Consider the following 20,516-nt stretch of genomic DNA (forward strand, 5'->3'; position numbering starts at 1 on the left):
GGTTCGGTCACGGCGGCGCCACCTCGTCGAGGAAGCGGGTGACCACATGTGCCGTGGCGCGGATGTCGAAGTCGCGCGCGCGGTCGGCGCCCGCGGCGGCGATCCGGGCGCGTGCGACCGGATCGCCGAGCAGTTCGGTGAGAGCCGCGGTGAGGGCGGCTTCGTCACCGGCAGGAACCAATCGGCCGGTACGCCCGTTGTCGATGATCTCGGCCGGGCCGCCGGGCACCGTAGCGATCACCGCGCAGCCCGCGGCCATACCCTCCACGACCACCTGCCCGAACGGCTCGGGCAGCACCGAGCAGTGCACGAGCACGTCGGCCTCGGCGAGGTAGCGGTCGGGGTCGTCGACGTGACCGGTGAAGGTCACGGCCAGACCGAGTTCGTCGGCGAGTCGTTCCAAGTACTGCCGAAACGGCTGTTCGTCGAAGAACGTGCCGCCGACGAGGTACACCGCAGCAGGCCGGGTCGGCACCGCCGCCAGGGCCCGCAGGAATACGTCCTGGCCTTTCCAGGGGCTCAACCGTCCCACGACGACAACGACCGCGTCGGCGGCCGCGCGGCCGCGCGGCGACGGCGGCGCGGCAGGCAGGGCGACGCCCGGATAGGCGACGGCCGCCGGGACACGCGCGGGCAGCGTGGCACGGGTGCCGTGACTGTTGGCGAGCAGTCCCCGGCAGACCAGGGCGGCCAGCAGCCGGATCGTGGTGGCCGGGAGCAAGCCGAAGTAGTCCCGGGACACCCGGTCGTGGACCTGCCAGACGAGCGGCACCCGCGCGCGGCGGGCCGCGACCGCCCCCAGCACGAGCGCTTTGCTGCTCTCCGCGACCAATACCCGAGCGCGCAGCTCGCGGACCGCGCCACCGACCGTCCAGCCCAGCCGCAGCAGCGCGAGAAACCCGGTGATCAGCCGCAACGGGCCGGATGCGGTGGTCATCGCCCGGCTGTCGAATCGGCCTGTCACGACACGAGTCTCGATCCCCGCGTCGCGGGCACGAGCCATCACCGGGCCGTCCTCGGTGCACACCAGCGCCACTTCGGTGCCCTGCGTCCGCAGTGTGCGCAGCAGCCGCAGGGTGGCCAATTCGGCTCCGGAGGGCGCGGCGGTATGGCCGAGGAAGACGGCGGGTCCGCTCATACGAGCTCCCGGTACAGCGCCGCGTGCCGCCGGGCGGCGACATGCCAGCTGAAAGTCTCCGCGTGGGCGCGGCATTGCGCCGGTGTGGGCCGACAGCCCGCGATCGCCGCGCTGATCCGAGCCGCGAGCGCGGTGGGGTCGCCGGGCGGCACGATCAGCGACGGATCCAGGCCCTGCACGGCGTCGGGCAAACCACCGCACCGGGTGACCACCGGCGCCCGGCCCGCGGCGAGCGACTCGAGGGCGATCAGGCCGAATCCCTCCAGGGCTACGGTCGGCACCACCGTGAGTGCGGCGGAGGTATAGCGGGCGGCCAACTCATGGTCGGGAATCCGGCCGGTGAACTCGACGCTGCCGTCGAGCCCACCCTCGGTGGCTCCGCGCCGGAGATCCGCCTCGGCGCTGCCGGTTCCGACGATGACCAGACGAGCCTCCGGGTGTTCGGCGAGCACCCCGGGCCAAGCGCGCAGCAACACATCGATCCCCATCCGGCGCTCCAGCCGACGCACACAGAGCACGACCGGCGCAGACGCGGGGACCGGGGCGGGGCGGAACCGGGTGAGATCGACCCCGGGCGCGATCACCTCGATGCGATCGGGCGCGATGCGGTAATCGTCACACAGCACGTTGCGGAAGTGTTCCGAGAGCACAACGAAACGATCCGCGCAAACGTATCGCATACGCTCGATGAGGTATTTGGCGAAGGCTGCGACGGGATGCTGTCCGTGCATTCGACTTTCCGCCGCCCACGGGCCGTGGAAATGAACGACGAGTGGTAGCCGGCGACCACGCCGGTCCCTGGCGGCCGGGCCGTAGAGGCAGAAGTGGCGATCCACCACCGTGCCGGGGTCCAATGCGTCGCGAGCGCAGAACGCGGTGCGAGCGCGGCGCAGGGTCGACCCCCCGACCGGCCCCCAGGATCGCGCCCCGGCATGCGTCCGGTCGGGCAGGCCGAATGCGGCGGCCGACATCGAAATCCCTGGTATATCCGATAAAGCGCCGTGTAAGTCCGTGAAATATCGGCCCAGCCCGCCGGGCGCGGCGCCGAACCATTCCGATCCGGTCATGTGCACCTTCACCGCGTCGGAGGCACTCGTCATGACCCGATCCCTTCGTCCCGTTCGCCGCACCGTGAAGTCGTCTGCCGAACTCGTTCACGGCCGGAAAGTATAAGGCTGCACGCCGGATTCATCCTGGTCGCGCAGAGGTGCGGTAACTGATATCCAGCACTGGGAATTCCGAATGCAGATGCCAACTCGCGGTGAAATGTGGCATAGTTTCGGCAATTACGAGGCAATGTCCGATCGCGATTCTGGCAAAGGGGCGGCTTGGGATGCGGAAACTGTCGGTGTGCGTGCCGGCCTACAACGCGGAACGAACTCTGTCCGCGACCCTGGACTCGGTGCTGGCCCAAGATCTCGATTTCGAAGTCGTGATCCTCGACAACGCGAGCACCGACCGCACCGGTGACATCGCGCGAGCGCGGCGCGATCCGCGCGTGCGTGTGCTGCGCAACGATCGGGTACTGCCGATCGGCGCCAATTGGGATCGGGCGATCCGGGAATCCACCGGGGACCTCGTGAAGGTGGTCTGCGCCGACGACATCCTGCGTCCCGGCGCCCTCACCGCGCAGTCGGCGGAGTTCGACGACGACGCGATCGCGTTGTGCGCGGGCAGGTTCGACGTGATCGACGAGTCCGGCGACATGCTCGAGACGGGACTTGGGCTGCCGCAGCTGGTCGGCAGGCACGGCAGCCGCCATCTGGCCCGGATGATCGTGCGTCGCGGACCGGCCGACTTCGGCCCGACCGCGGCCGCCATGTTCCGGCGTACCGACTACGACGCCGTCGGCGGACTGCGCGGCGACCTGGTGTTTCCGATGGATGTGGACCTGTTCGCCCGCGTCGGCAGCCGCGGCGCTTTCGTCGGGCTCGGCGACATCGTTGCCGCGTGGCGGAACTCCTCGTTCAATCTGTGCAGTCGCACCTCGACCCGTAGCAAGCTCACCGAGCAGCTGCGATTCCATCATCGCCTGGGCGCCGATCACCCGGATCTCGTGCGTCCGGCCGACGTGCTGGCCGGTGATCTGCGTCTGGTCCGGGCGTTGGGGACGCGGCTGCGGGTGCGAGCGCGGGCCACGGTAGGCCGCTGAGCACGATCGCGGTCGCTTCTGTCCGGTAGGGTCCACTGTCGATCACACCGTCGAGCTCGTGCCGTCGACAGCGGCGGTGCCGCCGCACATCGGCAAGTCAGCCACGATCATCAGCGCAGTGGCCGGTGCGACCGAGTCAGCCGGCCAGTGCAGCCGGTGTCGGCGCATCCGAGGGGTGGTGTTCATCGGTACGGCTGTCCTTCGCTCGTGAACTGCTGGCCGGGGGCGGCCCAGGGGGTGTGGCGGTCGTCCACACCCCCTTTTCTGGGTCCGCGGGGATCGTCGAGGAACCAGCGACCGTCGAGTTCCGGAAGTCCGGACGACACTTCACCCAGCAGGTCGGGCAGCGTCAACAGCACCCGGTCGGGTGCTGCCTCGATCAGCTCCCGTGGGCTGATGATCGGGATGTCGGTGCCGGGCATTCGGCGTCCCCGCTTGGCGGGCGCGACGTCGGCGACGCCTGCGACAAGCCCCTGGTGCGCACCAGCCAGCGACAGCAGGGCAACCGCCCGGGACGCCGCCCCGTAGGCATAGACTCGCTGCCCGGCCGCGGCCGCATCGATCAGCCAGGTCCGCAGCGCGCGCACGTGATCGTCCACGAACCGCTGTAGCAGGCGCAGCGATTCCGGGGTGATGATCTCGCGTTCGCGGGACAGGATCTCGCGCACGGTGCGGTCGGGCGCTGCGGGCCCGCGTCGAGCTGCCACCAGCACCGTCCCGCCGTAGAGGTCGAACTCCCACGCGGTGGTCACGCTCATGCCCGCGCCGGTGAGCGCCAGGCTCAGCGCATGCAGGGAGTAGTACGCGAAATGCCCGTGGCGCAACGCGTTCCACTGCCGCTGTGCCACGATGGCGGCGAGCGAGTGGTACTGCAACAGCAACAATCCGCCCGGGGCGACGGCCGCGGCGCGGGCGGCGAAGGCTGCACGCTGGTCGGGTTCGTGCATGATGCCGAAACAGTCCAGGACCAGCTCCGCCTGCGCGGCGTCGGCTTCCGCGCAACCACGCTCGGCCAGCAACGGCAGCCACGAACCACCGTGCGGGCTGCCGAATTCGATGACTGTGTTGCCGCGCAGCAGGCCGGCCGCGTCGACCCGCGCAATCGCGTCAGCGGCCTGATCACGGAGAGCCTGCGGCTCCACTCCGCGGGGTTCGGACCCCACGGTGTCGTCTTCGGCGAGTTGTGCCAGCTCGCATCGCGCACACCGCACCATCCGCAGCTGATGCGTGGTCTCCGCCGGCGTCACCGGTCGTGCCGCGGGCGGGAAATCATCGGCCGCGGGCACCGTCCCGAGATCCAGGACGGTGTGCAGAACGGCGCCGGAGCAGGCGCGGCAGCGACCGGTCATGACACGATGCCGGTGTGCGTATCGAGCAGACCGACCTGGCCGACGTGGTGGTGCTGATCCCAGCGCCCGTCCGGGACGACCGGGGCCTTTTCACCCGGACCTTCGATGCCGCCGAATTCGACTCTCACCTGGGGATTCCAGGAATTTCCGCCAGTTTTGTGCAGGACTCGCAGTCCCGGTCGCGCCGGGGGGTGGTGCGCGGCATGCACGGCCGATCCGGGCGCGGCGAGGCCAAGCTGGTCCGCTGCGCACACGGCGCGGTGCACGACGTCCTGGTCGATATCCGGCCGTCGTCGCCGACGTTCGGCCGGACGCAGGCGTTCCGGCTCGACGACGAGGAGTTCCGGCACCTGTACGTGCCGCCGGGATTCCTGCACGGATTCCAAGCGCTCACCGACACCGCCGACGTGTGCTACCGCATCGATCGGCCGCACGATCCCGCCGAAGATCTCGGCGTCGCCTTCGATGATCCGGACTTGGCGATCGCCTGGCCGCTGCCGGTGACGGTGATGTCGGATCGCGACGCGAACGCGGGACGATGGGAGCATCTGCGGGCTACCCTGTCGCCGGCGCGGTGACCGCACACAGCCGCGGGTCCAGCGCGCCGGACGCGCGCAGCCGCTGGAGCCACGTGAGTCGCGTGAATCGCTGGAAGAAGGCGTCCTGGGTGAGGCCGCGTTCGGTGTACTCACGGTAGAGTTCGGCGGCGCCGTCGGGCACCGACCACCGCGCCTCGAACCCGAGCACCGCGCGAGCGGCGGAGAAGTCGACCCGGTAGGAGCGTGGGTCGGCCCCGGTCTCACCGGTGACCAGCAGCCGCGACCCCGGCACGGTGGCCACCACCGACTCGGCGATCTCGGCAACGGTGAGGTTGTTTCGCTCGGTCCCGATGTTGAACGCCCGGCCGGCGACGGCCGACGCCGGTGCGGTGAGGCAGCGTTCGAAGGCTGCCGCGATGTCGCGGGCGTGGACCAGCGGCCGCCAGGGCGTGCCGTCGGAGAGCACCTTGACCACACCGGTGAGGACGGCGTGACCGACGAGATTGTTGAGCACGATGTCAGCGCGGGGGCGAGGCGAGAATCCGAACGCGGTGGCGTTGCGCAGGAACACCGGAACGAAGTGGTCGTCGGCCAGCGCCGCGACGTCGTCTTCGACCCGCACCTTCGACTCGGCGTACGGGGTGATCGGCCGCAGCGGCGCCGACTCGGTCACCAGCTCGTCTCCGGCGGCCCCGTACACCGAGCAGGTGGAGGCGTACAGGAACCGTGACACACCGGCTTCTTTCGCGAGCCGAGCCAGACGCACCGAGGCGCGATGGTTGATCTCGTGGGTGACTTCCGGCGCGAGCGCGCCCAAAGGATCATTGGACAGCGCGGCGAGATGGACGACCGCATCGATGCCGCGAAGGTCTTCGATCCCCACCGATCGCAGATCGAGGCGCAGGCCCACCGGGTCACCGGCGAACTCGCCGAGCAGGCAGTCGGCGAACCACCCGGTGTCGAGCCCGATGACCTCGTGCCCGGCGGCCCGCAGTATCGGGACCATGACGGTGCCCAGGTATCCCTGATGCCCGGTGACCAGGACTCGCATCGTTGTCACTGCTTCTCCCATCGAATGACGGCCTTGTCCACCACGAAGGCTTCGGCGTACTCGGTGCGGCACTGCACGCCGCGGATCCGCGCGGAGGCGAGGAACGCGGTTTCGTCGAACCAGTCGCGACCGGTCTGGGACGGGTAATGCCGGTGCAGCAGTTGCGATTTCCGCTGGACCAGCTCCGCGTCGACCGGGTGGAACACGGTCGGCGCCGGTGTGTCGACCTCCGCCTTGAGGATCTCGTAGCCGAGGATCAGGTGGTCGCGGAACTCGGTCGGCACCAGCTCCGCGAGCGTGCGGTGATCTTGGTGCGCGTCGCCCGGTTGCGGGGCGAACACCAGGTCCGGTTCACCCGCCCGGCGAAACTCCGCTACGGCCGTCTTGATCCGATCCCAGTGCGCCGGTGCTCGTCCGTCCGGGACGTCGAGCACCGTCAACTCCGGTGTCCGTCCGGCGCAGAAGGCGGTGAGCGCCGCCCGTTCCTCCTCTTCGCGCTCGGTGCCCGCACCGGAGAGGACCAGCGCGCGCACCCGCATACCCGGATGGTCGCGGGTCAGCGACAACAGCGTGGCGCCCATGCCGATCGGGATGTCGTCGCAGTGCGCGCCGAGCAGGGCGATCTCGGCGGGCCGCGGGGGAAGCAGCGCGATCACGGCTCCCACACCATCCATGGCCGGTGTCCGCTGCGGTAGGCCGCGTCGAGTTCGGCGCGCTCCTTGAATGTATCCGCCGGCTTCCAGAATCCGTCGTGGCGGTAACCGAACAACCGGCCCTGGCCTGCGAGCGCTCCGCAAGCGTCCTCCACCAGATCTCCGCCGGGTGGCAGCAGGTCGAAGATCTCCCGGCCGAGCACGAAATAGCCGCCGTTCTCCCACAATGGCATATTCGCCACGGGAACGATGTCCTTGACCTCACCGGTAGGGCTGAGGTCCACGCAGTGGAACGACGATTGCGGCGGCACCACCATGAGAGATGCCGCCGCCCCCGAAGCGTGGAACTGGGTGATCATCTCGTCCAGGGGAGCGTCGGTGAGGACGTCGGCGTAGTTGGCCAGGAAGTGCTCGTCGTCGCCGAGATGCTCGCGCACCCGGCGCAGGCGCTCCCCGATGGCCGACTCCACGCCCGTATCGACCAAGGTGATCGTCCAGTCATCGATGTCGCTGCCGAGCAACTCGACCCGGCCGTTGCGGATCACGAAGTCGTTGGACGCCGACTCCCGGTAGGTGAGGAAGAAATTCTTGATGTGTTCGGCGCCGTATCCGAGGCACAAAATGAATTCGGTGTGGCCGTAGTGCGCGTAGTACCGCATCACATGCCAGAGCAAGGGGCGCGGGCCGACGAGTTGCAGCGGCTTGGGCACCATGTCATCGCTACCTCCGCGCATGCGCATGCCGTAGCCACCGCAGAACAAGACGACTTTCATCGGCGCCGGTTTCCTTTCGACTCGGCTCCGGCCTGCACCGTGCGGGCCGGGAACGCCGGGTCGATCACGTGCAGCTCGGGCAAGGGATAGGCGAGCCGACCGCCCCACTCGGCGACATGCCGCAACTGTGCGGTGATCTCGGACTCGAGATTCCAAGGCAGCACCACGATCACGTCCGGGCGATCGGCGTCGAGCCGGGCCGGCGGGTGGATCGGGATTCGCGTTCCCGGTGTGAATCTGCCGTGTTTGTAGGGGTTGCGGTCGACGGTGTACTCGAGCAGGTCAGGTCGGATCCCGCAGTAGTTGAGCAGTGTGTTGCCCTTGCCCGGTGCACCGTATCCGGCGACGCGTTTGCGCTGGTGCCTGCAGTCGAGCAGGAACCGAAGCAACTCGTGCCGCACCGACTCGGCACGCTCCCGCAGCGATGTGTAGCCGACCACCGAGTGCAGTCCGGCCGCGCGCTCGAGGTCGAGCACCACCCGCACCCGGTCGCTCACCGCCTCCGCGGCGGCATCGGGGCGCACCCACAGCCGGATCGATCCGCCGTGCGTCGGTAGCCGATCGACATCTACCACGGTCAATCCGGCGACAGCGAGCGCACGCTGCGCCGACAGCACGGTGTAGTACTGGAAATGCTCGTGGTAGATGGTGTCGAACTGACCGAACTCGACCAAGTTCAGCGCATGGTGGACTTCGATGGTCAGCATGCCGTCATCCGCCAGCAGGATGCGCAGCGCACGAGTGAACCCGCGCAGATCCGGGATGTGGGCGTAGACGTTGTTCGCGATCACCAGATCCGCGGGGCCGTGTTCGGCACGGACGCGGCGTGCGGAATCCTCGTCGAGGAAGACGGTTTCGGTGGGCACGCCCGACTCGCGAGCCGCCGCTCCGACGTTGGCCGATGGCTCGATGCCCAGGCATCGGATGTCGCGGTCGACGACGTGGCGCAATAGGTAGCCGTCGTTGCTGGCGACCTCTACCACGAAGGAGTTCCTGCCCAGCCCCAGCCGTGCGGTCGCGGTGTCGACGAACTCGCCCGCGTGCCGGACCCAGCTGTCGGAGTAGGAGGAGAAGTAGGCGTATTCGGTGAAGGTGTCCTCCGGCGTGATCAGCGCCGGAATCTGCAGTAGCAGGCAGTCGGCGCACACCCGGAGGTGCAAGGGATAGGTCGGCTCGGGCAGGTCGAGTTGATCGGCGGTGAGGAACGATTCGCACGGCGGTGTGGCGCCGAGGTCCAGAATGCTGGACAGCCTGTCGGAGTCACAGAGTCGACAGCGCACAGATCCGATCCTTTGCTCGAAACGCCCCGGCCCGCCGGAACGCCTGTCGCGGCACACGGAAGCAGAAGCTGCCCGGCGTATCACGAGATGCGCGCGACGAGAACGTCATTCGTGGTACCGACCGCACCTGTTGCGACCTTCAGCGTACCGACGGCAATATCGGCCGGGTTACACATCCGCGTTACTAACTGTGATATAGGGCACATTTCATATTCGCACTCGTGGTGTTATTCCAAACGCGCATCACAATGGGTCGCTGGGCGGATTCGCATCAGTTAACATCCCGATCACGCTGCCTCGCGCACACCTTCTGACCGGCGAGAAATGTTGTGACACTTGCCGATCAAGTGCCGAGGAAGCGCTCGGTAGAGGCGGTCGGGACGCTGCCGGGACAGCCGGTCCTCGGATCGGGTAGCAATTCCACCGTTGCCCCAGGAGGGGTGTTCTCTTGATGAAATCCAAGGCTGTCCCGGAATGGCATGGGACCGCCGAAATCCCACGATCCTTCACGGTTACCCCGGTTACCGTCTCGACCCGTAAGGCCTGGCGATCGGAGTACGTACGCCGCCTCGCCATCACCGATTTCGCCGCCGTATCCATCGCTGTGGGGAGTGCGCAACTGATCCGTTTCAATGAGGGCGGCGCTCCGCCGCTGGCCTGGGAAGGGCCGTACCGGGTCGGCTACACGATGGTATCCGGGGCGCTGGTCGCGGGCTGGTTCGCGATCCTCGGTAGTGCGGGCAGCCGTGCGCCGCAGCTGGTCGGCAGCGGTGTCGAGGAATTCCGGCGGCTGATGTCGGCGACGATGCACCTGTTCGGCGTACTGGCATTCACGTCACTGGCACTCGAAATCAAGTTCGCCCGAGGGTATCTCGCGATCGCCTTTCCGGCGGGCGTACTCGCGGTGGTCGGCGGACGACTGTGGTGGCGCCACCAGCTTGCCAGGGCACGCCGCCGGGGACGCTATCGTTCGGCCGTACTCGTGGTCGGTACGGCCGAAGCGGCCGCGGCGATATCCGCGGCGTTCGCCACAGACCCGGGCGCCGGGTACAACGTTGTCGGCGCCTGCGTGCCGGGTGGGCAATCAGGAGATGCGCCGCTGGCGTTCACCGGCGGCACGGTCGCGGTCGTCGGCGACGACAGCGCCGTGCTGCGGGCGGTCCTGCACACCCACGCCGACACCGTCGCCATCGGTCCGACCCGGCATCTCGGTCCGACCGAGTTGCGCAGGCTCGCCTGGGAACTGGATGCGCTGGGAGTCGAGTTCATGCTGGCGCCAGGGGCGGTCGACATCGCCATATCCCGGCTCACCAATCGGCAGGTCGCGGGAATGCCGATGATGCACATCGCCGAACCGCAGTACGAGCGGGCTCGGTCGGTCAGCAAAACGGCCTTCGACATCGTCTTCGCGACGATGTGCCTGCTACTGCTGCTGCCGGTGTTCCTCGTGATCGCGATCGCGGTGAAGACCACCAGCCGCGGCCCGGTCTTCTACCTGTCCGAACGCATCGGCCGATACGGCCTGCCCTTCCGCATGATCAAGTTTCGCAGTATGCACGACGATGCCGACCGATATGCCGAAGCTTTGATCGCACAGCAAGGTGCAAATCCGGTCTTCTTCAAGATGAAGATCGATCCCCGCGTCACGCCGGTCGGACGATTCCTGCGCAAGTACAGTCTCGACGAGCTGCCGCAGTTCCTCAACGTGCTGCGCGGCGACATGAGCGTGGTCGGGCCGCGACCGCAGGTGCGGCGGGAAGTCGACACCTACGACCACATGATGCGCCGACGCCTGCTCGTGAAGCCGGGGCTGACCGGCTTGTGGCAGGTCAGTGGCCGGTCGGACCTTCCGCTCGAAGACGCCGTGCGACTCGATCTGTCCTACGTGGAGAACGTGTCCATGCGGATGGACCTGCGGCTGATCGCGCGCACGGTCGGTGTGGTGGCCCGGGGTGACGGAGCGTACTGAGGCCCTGCGGACCGGGCGGTAGTCGGATGTTCCGACCGCCGCTCGCGTAGGGCGGTCGAGAACGCGCCCGATCTGGGCTGAGCACAACCGCCGCCGCGAAACACGGTGTCAGTGGCCGTATCAGGCGGGTGTCAGGGTGGTGTCAGGCCGGACACCGAGAGTCGTTGCCATGACGAAGAACAGCAACCAGGCCCCCGCTTCGAAGTGGACCGGCACGGTGCCGGTGGACGATACCGCCCTGGCGGTCACCGACACCGGCGGTCCCGGTATCCCCGTGATCTACTGCAATGGCCAGTTCGCCACTCAGGGCTACTGGCGGCGGGTCATCGCCGAACTCGGCCCCGGCTACCGACACATCACCTTCGACGAGCGCGCCCGCGGCAAATCCCGGCGTTCGGCGGACTATTCCTTCGACGCCGCCGTCCGGGACGTCGATGCGGTCTCGGCGGCCAGAGGGGTGCACCGGGCGCTGTTGGTGGGCTGGTCCTATGGGGCAGTCGTCGCGGCGCACTGGGCCGACCGGAATCCGGACCGTGCGATGGGCGCGGTGCTGGTCGACGGCGCGTTCCCGTACGACTGGCTCGACGAGGCCATGGAGCAGCGGATCCGCAAGCTGTTCAAGCGGCTGAGCTGGTTCACGCCGCTGCTGCGCCCGACCGGTCTGACCCCGCGGATGACCGCCGAACAGATGGCCGAGAGCAACATCGAGCTCGGCAAGCTCTCCCGCGAGCGCGAATTGGGTCCCCTGCTGGACCGCAGCACTGTTCCGGTGCGGTATGTGGTTGCTTCGGGGACGTCGTTCGGAAGCCGTGGCGACGAGCAAGAGCGAATCCGCACCAGCCTCGACGGCGTGTGCGCCCGCAATCCGAACATCCGGATCGGCGCGAAGGTCGCCGGCAACCACGGCGCGATCCTGCGCAAGGACTTCCGCGCCATCGCCGATGCCGTCCGCCAGACCGCACCGGCCGGAGACCAGCACGGCTCGCCGAGCCACTGACCGGCCCGCCGACCCCCCACATTTCGAAGGAGCACACCACCATGTCCATCACCCTGACCGACCAGGACAAGGCCACCGTCCGCACCGCCGCCTACGGCGCCGTATCGCTCATGGCCGCCGCCGACGCCACCGGCTCGCCCCACAAGGCCGCCACGCACGGCAGCATCGCCCTGTCGTCGGCAACCGGCCTGGTCGGGCACGTACTCGCCGCGAAGTCCAAGGACATCACCCTGAACGGCAAGAACGTCGCCGAACTCGCCGACCATGTGCTGCCTGCCCTGACCGCGGCGATGAGGCTGCTCGCGAATCAGGACCCGGCCGAGGCCGACAACTTCCGCAGCACCGTCCTCGTCGCCATCGACGCAGCCGCCGGATCCCACAAGGGCGCGCCCAGCCCCGTCCCGGCCGAGATGGTCCGCAAGATCACCGCAGCGCTCGACGCGGCCTGATCGAGTGCCGCCCTACGACGTGGCGGCGCCGTCACCGCGCCTTCGCGCGCCGCCGCCTCTCCATCTCCTCGCGTTCCAGCACAGCCGCCTCCGCGAGAGTCGGGGCGGTTCCACCGAGCCGTGCGGGGACCCAGCTGGCGCCTTCCACCATCGGATAGTCGCGTTGAGCGAGGTCCAAAAGCTCACCCATCCGCGTCCGCAAGGTGGCGGTGAGTTTCTCGGCCGGTTCATCGGGTGGGATCGGTGCGCCGATCCGGATGGTGACCGGAAAATTATGGCGGCCCAACTGCTTGGGGATGTCCTTGGTCCAGATCCGATGAGCGCCCCAGATGACCAGGGGCACGATCGGGACCCCGGCTTCGACCGCCATGCGCGCCGCACCGGACTTGAATTCCTTCAACTCGAAGCTGCGGCTGATCGTCGCCTCGGGATAGACCACGACCACCTCGCCCTCGCGCAAAGCGGTCACCGCGCGGGCGTACGACTCGGCTCCGGCCGTGCGATCGACGCCGATCGCCTTGCAGTGCTTCATGAGAAAGCCGACGATGCCGTGTTCCAGTTCGGCCTTCATCATGAACCGGACGTTGCGGCCGGACTTGCGCCCGACCAGTCCGACTTCCATGAAATCCAGATAAGCCGTGTGATTCACCGCCAGCACCGCGCCGCCGGAACGCGGAATGTGCTGCCTGCCCTGGATATCGAGGCGCAGACCCTGCGCGAAGAAGATGGCGCGGGCCAATCCGGTGAGAATGTCGTAAACCGGTTCGCGCGCCATCACACCTCCCGCTACTGCCCCGCCGCGTTCTTGCGCGCGGCCTTCGCCTCGGCTTCGGCGGCGTCCATCGCGTCCGCCTCTTCCAGGGTAGGAGCGCTGCCGCCGAGCCGGGCCGGAACCCAGTACGCGCCGGGCTCGTGCACATAGTCCTTCTGCAGGTCGGCCAGCATTTCCCGCATGGTCGAGCGGAGCTTGGCGGTGAGTTCGGCGGCGGGCTCGAACGGCTGGATCGGCTCGCCGACCGCGATCGAGATGGGCGTGTTGGTGCGACCGAGGCGCTTCGGGAACCCCTTCGTCCAGACCCGCTGCGCGCCCCAGATGACGATCGGAATGATCGGCACCTCCGCCTCGATGGCCATGCGCGCCGCGCCGGACTTGAATTCCTTGATCTCGAAACTGCGGCTGATCGTCGCCTCGGGGTACACCCCGACCAGCTCGCCACGGCGCAGATAGTCCACAGCGGCCTTGTAGGAATCCGCCCCCGCCGAACGGTCGACGGGGATGTGCTTGAGCGCGCGCATGATCGGGCCGGAGATCTTGTCGTCGAAGACCTCCTTCTTGGCCATGAACCGGACGTAGCGCTTCGGGGTGCGCACCGGCAGGCCCGCGTAGGTGAAGTCCATGTAGCCGGTGTGGTTCACCGCCAGCACGGCGCCACCTCGGGCGGGAATGTGTTCATCGCCCTTGACGGTGAACTTCAGACCTTCGATGAAGAAGACGGTACGGGCGAGGCCGATGATCGTCCGGTAGACGGGTTCCACAAGTCCGCTAGCGTAGTCGCTGCTCGTCCCCATCGGCAGTTCGCCGCCGCCGCGCGCCGCGCCGGAGCGAGGACGCATGAGCAGCCCCGACCGCACGTCCGGAGAGAAGAGGATCGTCGAAGTGGAACGCGCCCGATCGGTACCGCGCGAGTACGACCGCAGTGCAGCACGCGAGCGGAACCGGGCCGGGCGAGCGACCCGCGCCGCGCTGGCCTGCGGCTCCGCCCTGATCGCTGCGATCGCACTGACCGGATGCGATTCCGTCGTCGGCATTCCGGAGGAGACCCCGCCGCAGGCGGCCGTTCGCACGACACCGCCGGCCGCCGTCCCGGCCACGCCCCCGCCGAGCACCTCCGCGCTTCCGCCGGTTCCCGCCGACGCTCCGCCGGTCGGCGCGGTCGCGGGGGTGCCTGCCGCCGCCCCGGCGATGCGGCGCTGGGCGGCCGACCTGCGCTCGCACACCATCGCCGAGATGCAGGACAAGTGCTGGACCATCGCGCCCAGGAACGTCGCCGAGATGTACGGAGACCAGCAGGCCGTCCTCACCGCGTTGGCCCAGCCCGGCACGGCGGGCGAGGACGCCGTCGTCTGGAAGAGCCCGACCACCACCGTCGCCGTCCAGCGCGCCGAGATCGAGACCGGCTACGCCTGCCCGCGCGTCGCGACGGCCGGTGCGGAGATCGCCTACAACGACGCCGACGCCCGGCACACCGTGCGCCGGTACCTCTCCCGCTTCGTCGGCACTCCGCTCGACCCCGCCGACAAAGAAGGCGACTACCCTCTGATCTGTAAGGCGTCCCCGGCGTCCTGGGATCCCAAGGGCACCGGGCGTCCGAGCCCCGCGCCGCTGGCGAACAACCAGGGCGTGCTCACCGGGGCCGCCGAGTTCGCCGACCAGCAGATCCGGTCGGAGCAGGTGAACACCGACTACATCGCGGTGCTCGTGCCGGTGACGAACTCCTCCGGTGTGACGCAGACCCGCACCTTCACCTTGCGCTCCGGGACGGACGGCTACTGCATCGGCGATGTCTCGCCGTAACTACTACCCTGGTTGGCTGGTAAACAGCAGGAGGAGCAGCTAGTGCAGATCACCAGCGTCGGACACGCCGGATTCCACATCCGCACCGCGGCCGGGTCGATCCTTTGCGATCCCTGGGTGAACCCCGCGTACTTCGGTTCCTGGTTCCCGTTCCCCGACAACACCCAGCTGGACTGGGACGAGCTGGGCGCATGCGACTTCCTCTACGTCTCGCACCTGCACCGCGACCATTTCGACGCGAAGACGCTGGCCGAGCACGTGAACAAGGACGCGACCGTGCTGCTGCCGGACTATCCCGTGCCGGATCTGCGCCGGGAGCTCGAGCAGCTGGGCTTCCACAAGTTCTTCGAGACCGAGGACTCGGTCAAGCACACGGTGACCGGCCCCGGCGGGGACCTGGACGTCATGGTCATCGCGCTGCGCGCGCCCGCCGACGGCCCGATCGGCGACTCCGGGCTCGTGGTCTCCGACGGCGAGACCACCTGCTTCAACATGAACGACGCCCGCCCGGTCGACATGGACGTGCTGCAGGACGCCTTCGGCCATGTCGACATCCACCTGCTGCAGTACTCGGGCGCGATCTGGTACCCGATGGTCTACGACATCCCGGCCCGCACCAAGTCGAACTTCGGCAAGCAGAAGCGTCAGCGCGGCATGGACCGGGCCCGCAGCTACATCGAGCAGGTCGGCGCGACTTGGGTGGTGCCGTCGGCGGGTCCGCCGGTGTTCCTGGACGACGAGTTGCGCTACCTCAACGACGATCGCGGTGACGAAGGCAACATCTTCCCCGACCAGAAGGTGTTCCTGGAGCAGATGGAGATCCACGGCAACGGGGGCGGGATCCTGATGATCCCCGGCTCGGTCGCCGACGTGCGCGGCGCCGAGCTGACCCTGACCCACCCGAGCGACCCCGCCGAGATCTACGACAACAAGGCCGAGTACATCGAACGGATGGCCCAGCGCCTCGCCCCGGTACTGGAGGCCGAGAAGGCGACCTGGGAGCGCGGCGATGGCTCGCTGCTGGAGCCGCTGCGCAAAGTGTTCGAGCCGATCATGGCCCAGAGCGACGTGATCTGCGACGGCATCGGCTACCCGGTCGGCTTGGTGATCGGCGAGGAGACCGTCGTGCTGGACTTCCCCAAGCGCACGGTGCGCGAGCCGATCGAAGGCGAGGGGCGCTACCGCTACGGCTTCCGCATCGCACCGGAGCTGGTGCGCACGGTGCTGCGCGACCGGGAGCCCGACTGGGTGAACACCATCTTCCTGTCCACCCGCTTCCAGGCCTGGCGCATCGGCGGATACAACGAGTTCCTCTACACCTTCTTCAAGTGCCTCACCGACGAGCGGATCGCCTACGCCGACGGCTGGTTCTCCGAGGCGCACGACGACTCCGCCTCCACCGAACTCAGCGGCTGGGAGGTGCAGCGGCGGTGCCCGCACCTGAAGGCGGACCTGTCGAAGTTCGGCGTGGTCGAAGGCAACACGCTGACCTGCAACCTGCACGGCTGGCAGTGGGACCTGGAGTCGGGACGGTGCAAGACGTCCAAGGGCCACGAATTGCGCTCGCGCAAGTTGGACTGAATCCGAGACTTCCGGCCGGCGTTCACACGCCGGCCGGAAGCGTTTGCCAACCGATTACCGGTCGGCGACCTCGCGGGTCAGCTTCGACGACCACGGACACCAGAAGCAGCCCGGCAGAAACGCGCCGCACGCCTCGTCCAGGTGATCGTTCACGTACATGATGCTGGCGTCGCAGACTTCGATCGCCATGGTGAAGAAGGTGATGGTGTCGGGGTCCAGATGGAAGTCCCAACCCGGGTTGTAGGGGGCGGGCATCTTCCGGATCCGGCCCATGACGTGGACGGACATCTGCTCGTCACCCGACAGGATGCGGCGTGCTTCGGCGATCCGCTGCTCGTTGGTGAGCTGGATGATGAACTCTTTGCCGGAGTAGTCGGTGAATGCGAAGAGCGCCATGTCTTCCCCTCTTGTCGATGGGTCGTGTTGGTTGGATGGCGAATTCCGCACCGGTGCGGTTCGATCCTATCGGCGCATCACCGTAGATTTGCTAGAAATTTGCTAACCAGTAGATAACCGGGCTCGGGTCGGTCTCGGCGGCAGAAAAGAGGTACGCCCCGAAACTAACGCGCGGCCCCGGCCGGGATCTTGTCGCGCGCCGGCTTGCGCGGCGCTGCCCGCACCGTGCTGATCAACTCGCGGATCGCGATGCCCCCTCTGGCCACCGGCGCGGCGACACGTCCCTCGGGATCGATCAGCACGGCGGACGGCGTACCGCGCACCCGGTAACGCAGGGCCGCCTCGTTGCCCTGCTGCACGAGCGAGGGAATGTCGCCCAACCCGTGCTCGGCTCCCCACGCGGCCTGCTCGGCGGCATCGCCGTTGCCGACCGCGACGATCGCGAGGGCGTCACCGGTTCGCGCACGCCAGCGGGGCAGTTCCCGGGCCAGCGCCGCGCACAGCTCGCAGCCGGGGTGCACGAAGACCAGCAGCACCGACCTCGCCGAGGCCAAGAGATCCTCGAGCGTGGACTTCGTTCCTTCGGGGCCGAACAGTTCGAACTCCGGCGCCACCGCACCGACGGGCAAGCCCTCAGCACCCAGCGTGGACAACGCCTGCTCGTCCACTCGGCGGCGCAGGACACGCAGCTGGCCGGTCAACCAGGCCAGCACCGCGACCACTGCGGCGACAACCGCGCAGCCGACCGCGTTGTCGGCGGGCAGGCCCATCGGAACGCGCGGATGTGTCTGCGCGCCGATGCCGACAACCACGGCGAGCGCCGCGAGAAGAGCATTGCGCACCAGCGTCCTCGGTCCGATCGGCGCCGCGCTCGCAGCACCGAAACAGGAACAGGAAGGATGCTCGCCTCGCCGCAGCAAGCGCGTGATCGCCACGGTGAACACGGCGAGCAGCAGCAGCGCCGCCAGCGCCGCCGGGCCGCAAACCCATGGAAACAGCACACCGACCGCGATCATCGCCTCGGCGATCGGCAACCCCCAGGCCACCGCGGGCACCCAGCGCAGCGGCACCCCGAAATCGCTCACCGCCTGCCGTGCCGCGCCGCGATCCGTCAGCTTGCCCCAGGCCGACAGCGCGAAGACGACAGTCAGTCCCAGCCGCGAAACCCACACCCCGTATTCGATCAGCATGAGCGCACCCTCCCACATTCATGCACTTCGAACCTGAATGTCGGGCGAGTGTCCTCAGGACTGCGACCGAGTCGCGATGGCGACGGCGACCAACGTCAGCACACAGCCGACGATCGCGGTGGCGGACAAGCCCGCGCTGGTCGGCGTGAGCACGTCGAGGACAACGGAGGCCAGCAACTGTCCCGCCACCGAGGTGAGCCCGAGCAGCAGCACGCCGATCCACCGCACCGCCATGGCGGCGAGGGCGATGAAGGCGACGCCGATGAAACCGCCGGTGTAGAGCCAAGGCTCGGTCGGGAATGCGGCTGGGCCGCCCGAAGTCGCGATGACCACGGCCTCGATGACGAGCAGCGCGGCCAGGCCGACGCAGAAATTGACCATCGCCGCCGACATGGCTCCGCCGACCGCGCCCACCTTGCCGTTCACCGCTTGCTGCCAGGCCAGGCCGATGCCCGCCAGCGCGGGCAGCGCGATCAACAACACGGTCGGCGTGCCGCGCAGCGCGTCGGGCACGGAGAGACCGCCGGTAGCGCGGTGGTGCCCGAATCCGGCTACCAGCACCGCCGCCACCCCGAGCGCCGCACCCACGAGACGCACCACGGTGACGGGCGTCCGCCCACTCGGACCGAGCCCGAGCCGGTCGACGGCCAGGCTGCTGAGCAACTGCCCCGCGACGGTCGCGACGGTGAACGCGGTGACGCCGATCGCGGCGACCGTCAGCCCCTGGCACGCGACGAAGAACGCGCCGCACAGCCCGCCGAGCAACTGCCACGGCCGCAGCCCACCCTCGGCCAGAGCCAGCCGCACCCGCCGCCCACCGTCCCGCAGCCGCCCGCTCACCGCGAACGCCACCCCCAACACAACCAGTCCCACCCCGAAACTGATCGTGGCCGCGGCGATCCCATCCTCCAACCGCGCCCCCAACGCGCCATTGATCCGCCCCTGCACCGCCACCCCGGCACCGATCCCGAACCCCGCAAACAGCCCCAACCGCACTCCCGCACGCTACCCAATCGTCGAGCGGCACATCACCGCGGCATTTCGCGAGAAGCGCTCTCGATCGTGTGCCGCCCGTGGTCAGTGGCGGGGTGGGAGCCAGCCGGGAATGAGGGCGGCGATGGCGAGGATGGAGGCGCCGAGGATGGCCAAGAGGGTGGACATGGCGGCGTGGAGGGTCAGGAGGGCGGCGAATCCGAAGACCGCTAGGGCGATCACCTCGCCCAGGAGACCGGAGACCGAGGTGACGGTCGCTCGGGCGGGACCCTCGATGGCGTCTTGGAGGCGGGCGGCCGCCACGATGCCCGCGTTGTAGACGATGCCGTAGGAGATTCCGATCGACGCGAAGCCGAGGGTGGTCAGCAAGTACACCGCGTTCGGACGACCGGTCGCGAGACCGGCTATCAGCGCGCCGCCGAGGAAGAGCACGCCCGCGACACCCACCGCGAGAGACATCGTCCGGCCCGACATTCCTTCGGTGCGCCCCGCCAGCACCGACCCGGTCAGCGAACCGAGCACAGTGAGGCCGACCAGCAGTGGCACGACGGCCGTCGATACGCCCGCCTCCTCCGCCAGCAAGGCGAAATACTCGTCGAACGCCGTGATCCCGAACAGCAGCGCCTCCAGCAGCACGCCGTAGCGCACCATCCGCACGCGAAGGGCCTCGCCCACACCGGCCTTCAGCATGGTGAGGTAGCGCGCGAACGTTCCCGATCTCCTCGTGACGTCCGCCTGATCATCCCGAGTCTCGTCATAGCCCTCGATCACCGAGACCGACCCGCGTACATCCGCATTCGAACCCGCGGAGCCGCCCGTCTCACCGGCCACCACGGAAGGTGACGCGAAAGATGCCGACTCGTCCTCTTCGAGATCATCGACGTTCGCCGCGGACACCGCCTTCGGCGCGGTGGGCAGCGAGAGCGCGACCAGCGTGTGCACGGCGGCCAGACCGACACTGGCCCAGCCGACCAGGGCATAGCCACCGATGAGATATAGCGGCGTCGCGGCGACGATCGCGATGACGACGGCGGTTTCCGCACCGGCCCGGCTGTAACCGAGGATGCGCGGATATGTCGACGACGCACCGCGGGCGGCGAGATCGTCGTACAGCAACGCTTCGAAGGTGCCGGAGGCCAGAGCGCCCGAGGTACCCCACAGCACGAACCCGGCGGCGAAGCCCGTGAAGGAGGGCGCCGCCGTCCACAGCGCGAAGCCCGCCGTCAGCAGGACACCGCTGAGCACGAGCAGTCCGCGCCGCGAAACCGTGTCGGCCCACGCACCGGAGGGCACTTCGAGCAGGAACGAGGTCATCGACCAGATGGCGAACAGCAAGGAGATCTGCCCGGTGCTCATGCCATGGTCGGCGAACAGCAGGGCATACAGCGCGTACAGCGGAATCAGTTCACCGGTGCTCTTGAAGAGCACCGC

General features: G+C 68.4%; 20 protein-coding genes. 7 read left to right on the forward strand and 13 right to left on the reverse strand.

Annotated features, from left to right (window positions below; genetic code table 11):
- Positions 1-7 precede the first annotated feature (7 nt).
- Together ACWESM_RS17815 and ACWESM_RS17820 are read right to left on the reverse strand one after the other, a co-directional pair.
- The gene (locus tag ACWESM_RS17815) at positions 8-1,138 is read right to left on the reverse strand and encodes a glycosyltransferase family 4 protein (RefSeq protein ID WP_452492665.1); all 1,131 of its coding nucleotides are present in this window, start codon (positions 1,136-1,138) and stop codon (positions 8-10) included.
- A complete protein-coding gene (locus ACWESM_RS17820; protein ID WP_452492870.1) occupies positions 1,135-2,211 on the reverse strand; it encodes a glycosyltransferase family 4 protein in 1,077 nt (358 codons plus the stop codon). The genes ACWESM_RS17815 and ACWESM_RS17820 overlap by 4 nt, the downstream gene beginning before the upstream one ends.
- A gap of 260 nt (positions 2,212-2,471) precedes the next feature.
- Between ACWESM_RS17820 and ACWESM_RS17825 the strand changes: the two genes are divergently transcribed.
- Complete coding sequence (locus ACWESM_RS17825) at positions 2,472-3,290, forward strand: glycosyltransferase family 2 protein (RefSeq protein ID WP_355073243.1); 819 nt, start codon at positions 2,472-2,474, stop codon at positions 3,288-3,290.
- 182 nt (positions 3,291-3,472) lie between these two features.
- Here ACWESM_RS17825 and ACWESM_RS17830 read toward each other — a convergent pair whose 3' ends face one another.
- Positions 3,473-4,639, reverse strand: coding sequence for a class I SAM-dependent methyltransferase (locus ACWESM_RS17830; protein ID WP_452492666.1), 1,167 nt, complete (start codon positions 4,637-4,639; stop codon positions 3,473-3,475).
- Positions 4,640-4,653: 14 nt separating this feature from the next.
- Here ACWESM_RS17830 and rfbC point away from each other — a divergent pair, with 14 nt between their 5' ends.
- A complete protein-coding gene (gene rfbC, locus ACWESM_RS17835) occupies positions 4,654-5,217 on the forward strand; it encodes a dTDP-4-dehydrorhamnose 3,5-epimerase (protein WP_355073246.1) in 564 nt (187 codons plus the stop codon).
- Here the strand turns inward: rfbC and ACWESM_RS17840 are convergent.
- Genes ACWESM_RS17840 through ACWESM_RS17855 form a run of 4 tightly spaced genes read right to left on the reverse strand, consistent with a single transcriptional unit; the run spans position 5,195 to position 8,935 of the window.
- Positions 5,195-6,229, reverse strand: coding sequence for an NAD-dependent epimerase/dehydratase family protein (locus ACWESM_RS17840; protein ID WP_364432983.1), 1,035 nt, complete (start codon positions 6,227-6,229; stop codon positions 5,195-5,197). The two genes, rfbC and ACWESM_RS17840, sit on opposite strands and share 23 nt — an antisense overlap.
- A 5-nt stretch (positions 6,230-6,234) precedes the next feature.
- Positions 6,235-6,903: a PIG-L deacetylase family protein gene (locus tag ACWESM_RS17845; RefSeq protein WP_364432774.1), complete on the reverse strand. Its 669-nt coding sequence runs from the start codon at positions 6,901-6,903 to the stop codon at positions 6,235-6,237.
- A complete protein-coding gene (locus ACWESM_RS17850; RefSeq protein ID WP_355073250.1) occupies positions 6,882-7,655 on the reverse strand; it encodes a glycosyltransferase family protein in 774 nt (257 codons plus the stop codon). The genes ACWESM_RS17845 and ACWESM_RS17850 overlap by 22 nt, the downstream gene beginning before the upstream one ends.
- Entirely contained in the window at positions 7,652-8,935 is a 1,284-nt protein-coding gene (locus tag ACWESM_RS17855) for a methyltransferase domain-containing protein (protein ID WP_452492668.1), read from the reverse strand. The genes ACWESM_RS17850 and ACWESM_RS17855 overlap by 4 nt, the downstream gene beginning before the upstream one ends.
- A gap of 451 nt (positions 8,936-9,386) precedes the next feature.
- On the opposite strand from ACWESM_RS17855, the gene ACWESM_RS17860 reads away from it, so the two are divergent.
- The 3 genes from ACWESM_RS17860 (at position 9,387) to ACWESM_RS17870 (ending at position 12,350) form a co-directional block, all read left to right on the forward strand.
- Positions 9,387-10,904: a sugar transferase gene (locus tag ACWESM_RS17860; RefSeq protein WP_355073254.1), complete on the forward strand. Its 1,518-nt coding sequence runs from the start codon at positions 9,387-9,389 to the stop codon at positions 10,902-10,904.
- Positions 10,905-11,073: 169 nt separating this feature from the next.
- Positions 11,074-11,901, forward strand: coding sequence for an alpha/beta fold hydrolase (locus tag ACWESM_RS17865; RefSeq protein ID WP_452492670.1), 828 nt, complete (start codon positions 11,074-11,076; stop codon positions 11,899-11,901).
- A 41-nt stretch (positions 11,902-11,942) separates the two neighbouring features.
- A complete protein-coding gene (locus tag ACWESM_RS17870; protein WP_364432763.1) occupies positions 11,943-12,350 on the forward strand; it encodes a hypothetical protein in 408 nt (135 codons plus the stop codon).
- A gap of 31 nt (positions 12,351-12,381) precedes the next feature.
- Here the strand turns inward: ACWESM_RS17870 and ACWESM_RS17875 are convergent, their stop codons facing one another.
- A complete protein-coding gene (locus tag ACWESM_RS17875) occupies positions 12,382-13,125 on the reverse strand; it encodes a lysophospholipid acyltransferase family protein (protein ID WP_364432760.1) in 744 nt (247 codons plus the stop codon).
- A gap of 11 nt (positions 13,126-13,136) precedes the next feature.
- Positions 13,137-13,886 carry a lysophospholipid acyltransferase family protein gene (locus ACWESM_RS17880; RefSeq protein WP_355073260.1) on the reverse strand — a complete coding sequence of 250 codons (750 nt, stop codon included), beginning with the start codon at positions 13,884-13,886 and terminating at the stop codon, positions 13,137-13,139.
- A 76-nt stretch (positions 13,887-13,962) separates the two neighbouring features.
- Here ACWESM_RS17880 and ACWESM_RS17885 point away from each other — a divergent pair, with 76 nt between their 5' ends.
- Together ACWESM_RS17885 and ACWESM_RS17890 are read left to right on the forward strand one after the other, a co-directional pair.
- Positions 13,963-14,925, forward strand: coding sequence for a hypothetical protein (locus ACWESM_RS17885; protein WP_364432757.1), 963 nt, complete (start codon positions 13,963-13,965; stop codon positions 14,923-14,925).
- Positions 14,926-14,967: 42 nt separating this feature from the next.
- On the forward strand, positions 14,968-16,506 hold the full coding sequence (locus ACWESM_RS17890) for a Rieske 2Fe-2S domain-containing protein (protein WP_452492672.1): 1,539 nt from the start codon (positions 14,968-14,970) through the stop codon (positions 16,504-16,506).
- A 54-nt stretch (positions 16,507-16,560) separates the two neighbouring features.
- On the opposite strand, the gene ACWESM_RS17895 is transcribed toward ACWESM_RS17890, so the two are convergent.
- The 4 genes from ACWESM_RS17895 to ACWESM_RS17910 form a co-directional block, all read right to left on the reverse strand.
- Positions 16,561-16,902: a BP74-related protein gene (locus tag ACWESM_RS17895; protein ID WP_039794242.1), complete on the reverse strand. Its 342-nt coding sequence runs from the start codon at positions 16,900-16,902 to the stop codon at positions 16,561-16,563.
- Positions 16,903-17,066: 164 nt separating this feature from the next.
- Positions 17,067-18,092 carry a TlpA family protein disulfide reductase gene (locus ACWESM_RS17900; RefSeq protein WP_452492673.1) on the reverse strand — a complete coding sequence of 342 codons (1,026 nt, stop codon included), beginning with the start codon at positions 18,090-18,092 and terminating at the stop codon, positions 17,067-17,069.
- Positions 18,093-18,146: 54 nt separating this feature from the next.
- Entirely contained in the window at positions 18,147-19,088 is a 942-nt protein-coding gene (locus ACWESM_RS17905; protein ID WP_355073267.1) for a DMT family transporter, read from the reverse strand.
- A gap of 81 nt (positions 19,089-19,169) precedes the next feature.
- Positions 19,170-20,513, reverse strand: a complete 1,344-nt coding sequence (locus ACWESM_RS17910; protein WP_452492675.1) for an MFS transporter — start codon at positions 20,511-20,513, stop codon at positions 19,170-19,172.
- Between the last annotated feature and the right edge of the window lie 3 nt (positions 20,514-20,516).

This window comes from Nocardia sp. NPDC003999, from assembly GCF_053604885.1.

Coding starts and splice junctions, on each gene's coding strand:
- ACWESM_RS17830 (WP_452492666.1), bottom strand. CDS start 4,639: ATGACCGGTCGCTGCCGCGCCTGCTCCGGCGCCGTTCTGCACACCGTC.
- ACWESM_RS17840 (WP_364432983.1), bottom strand. CDS start 6,229: ATGCGAGTCCTGGTCACCGGGCATCAGGGATACCTGGGCACCGTCATG.
- ACWESM_RS17815 (WP_452492665.1), bottom strand. CDS start 1,138: ATGAGCGGACCCGCCGTCTTCCTCGGCCATACCGCCGCGCCCTCCGGA.
- ACWESM_RS17895 (WP_039794242.1), bottom strand. CDS start 16,902: ATGGCGCTCTTCGCATTCACCGACTACTCCGGCAAAGAGTTCATCATC.
- ACWESM_RS17825 (WP_355073243.1), top strand. CDS start 2,472: ATGCGGAAACTGTCGGTGTGCGTGCCGGCCTACAACGCGGAACGAACT.
- ACWESM_RS17850 (WP_355073250.1), bottom strand. CDS start 7,655: ATGAAAGTCGTCTTGTTCTGCGGTGGCTACGGCATGCGCATGCGCGGA.
- ACWESM_RS17870 (WP_364432763.1), top strand. CDS start 11,943: ATGTCCATCACCCTGACCGACCAGGACAAGGCCACCGTCCGCACCGCC.
- ACWESM_RS17900 (WP_452492673.1), bottom strand. CDS start 18,092: ATGCTGATCGAATACGGGGTGTGGGTTTCGCGGCTGGGACTGACTGTC.
- ACWESM_RS17860 (WP_355073254.1), top strand. CDS start 9,387: ATGAAATCCAAGGCTGTCCCGGAATGGCATGGGACCGCCGAAATCCCA.
- ACWESM_RS17875 (WP_364432760.1), bottom strand. CDS start 13,125: ATGGCGCGCGAACCGGTTTACGACATTCTCACCGGATTGGCCCGCGCC.
- ACWESM_RS17865 (WP_452492670.1), top strand. CDS start 11,074: ATGACGAAGAACAGCAACCAGGCCCCCGCTTCGAAGTGGACCGGCACG.
- ACWESM_RS17845 (WP_364432774.1), bottom strand. CDS start 6,903: ATGGATGGTGTGGGAGCCGTGATCGCGCTGCTTCCCCCGCGGCCCGCC.
- ACWESM_RS17885 (WP_364432757.1), top strand. CDS start 13,963: ATGAGCAGCCCCGACCGCACGTCCGGAGAGAAGAGGATCGTCGAAGTG.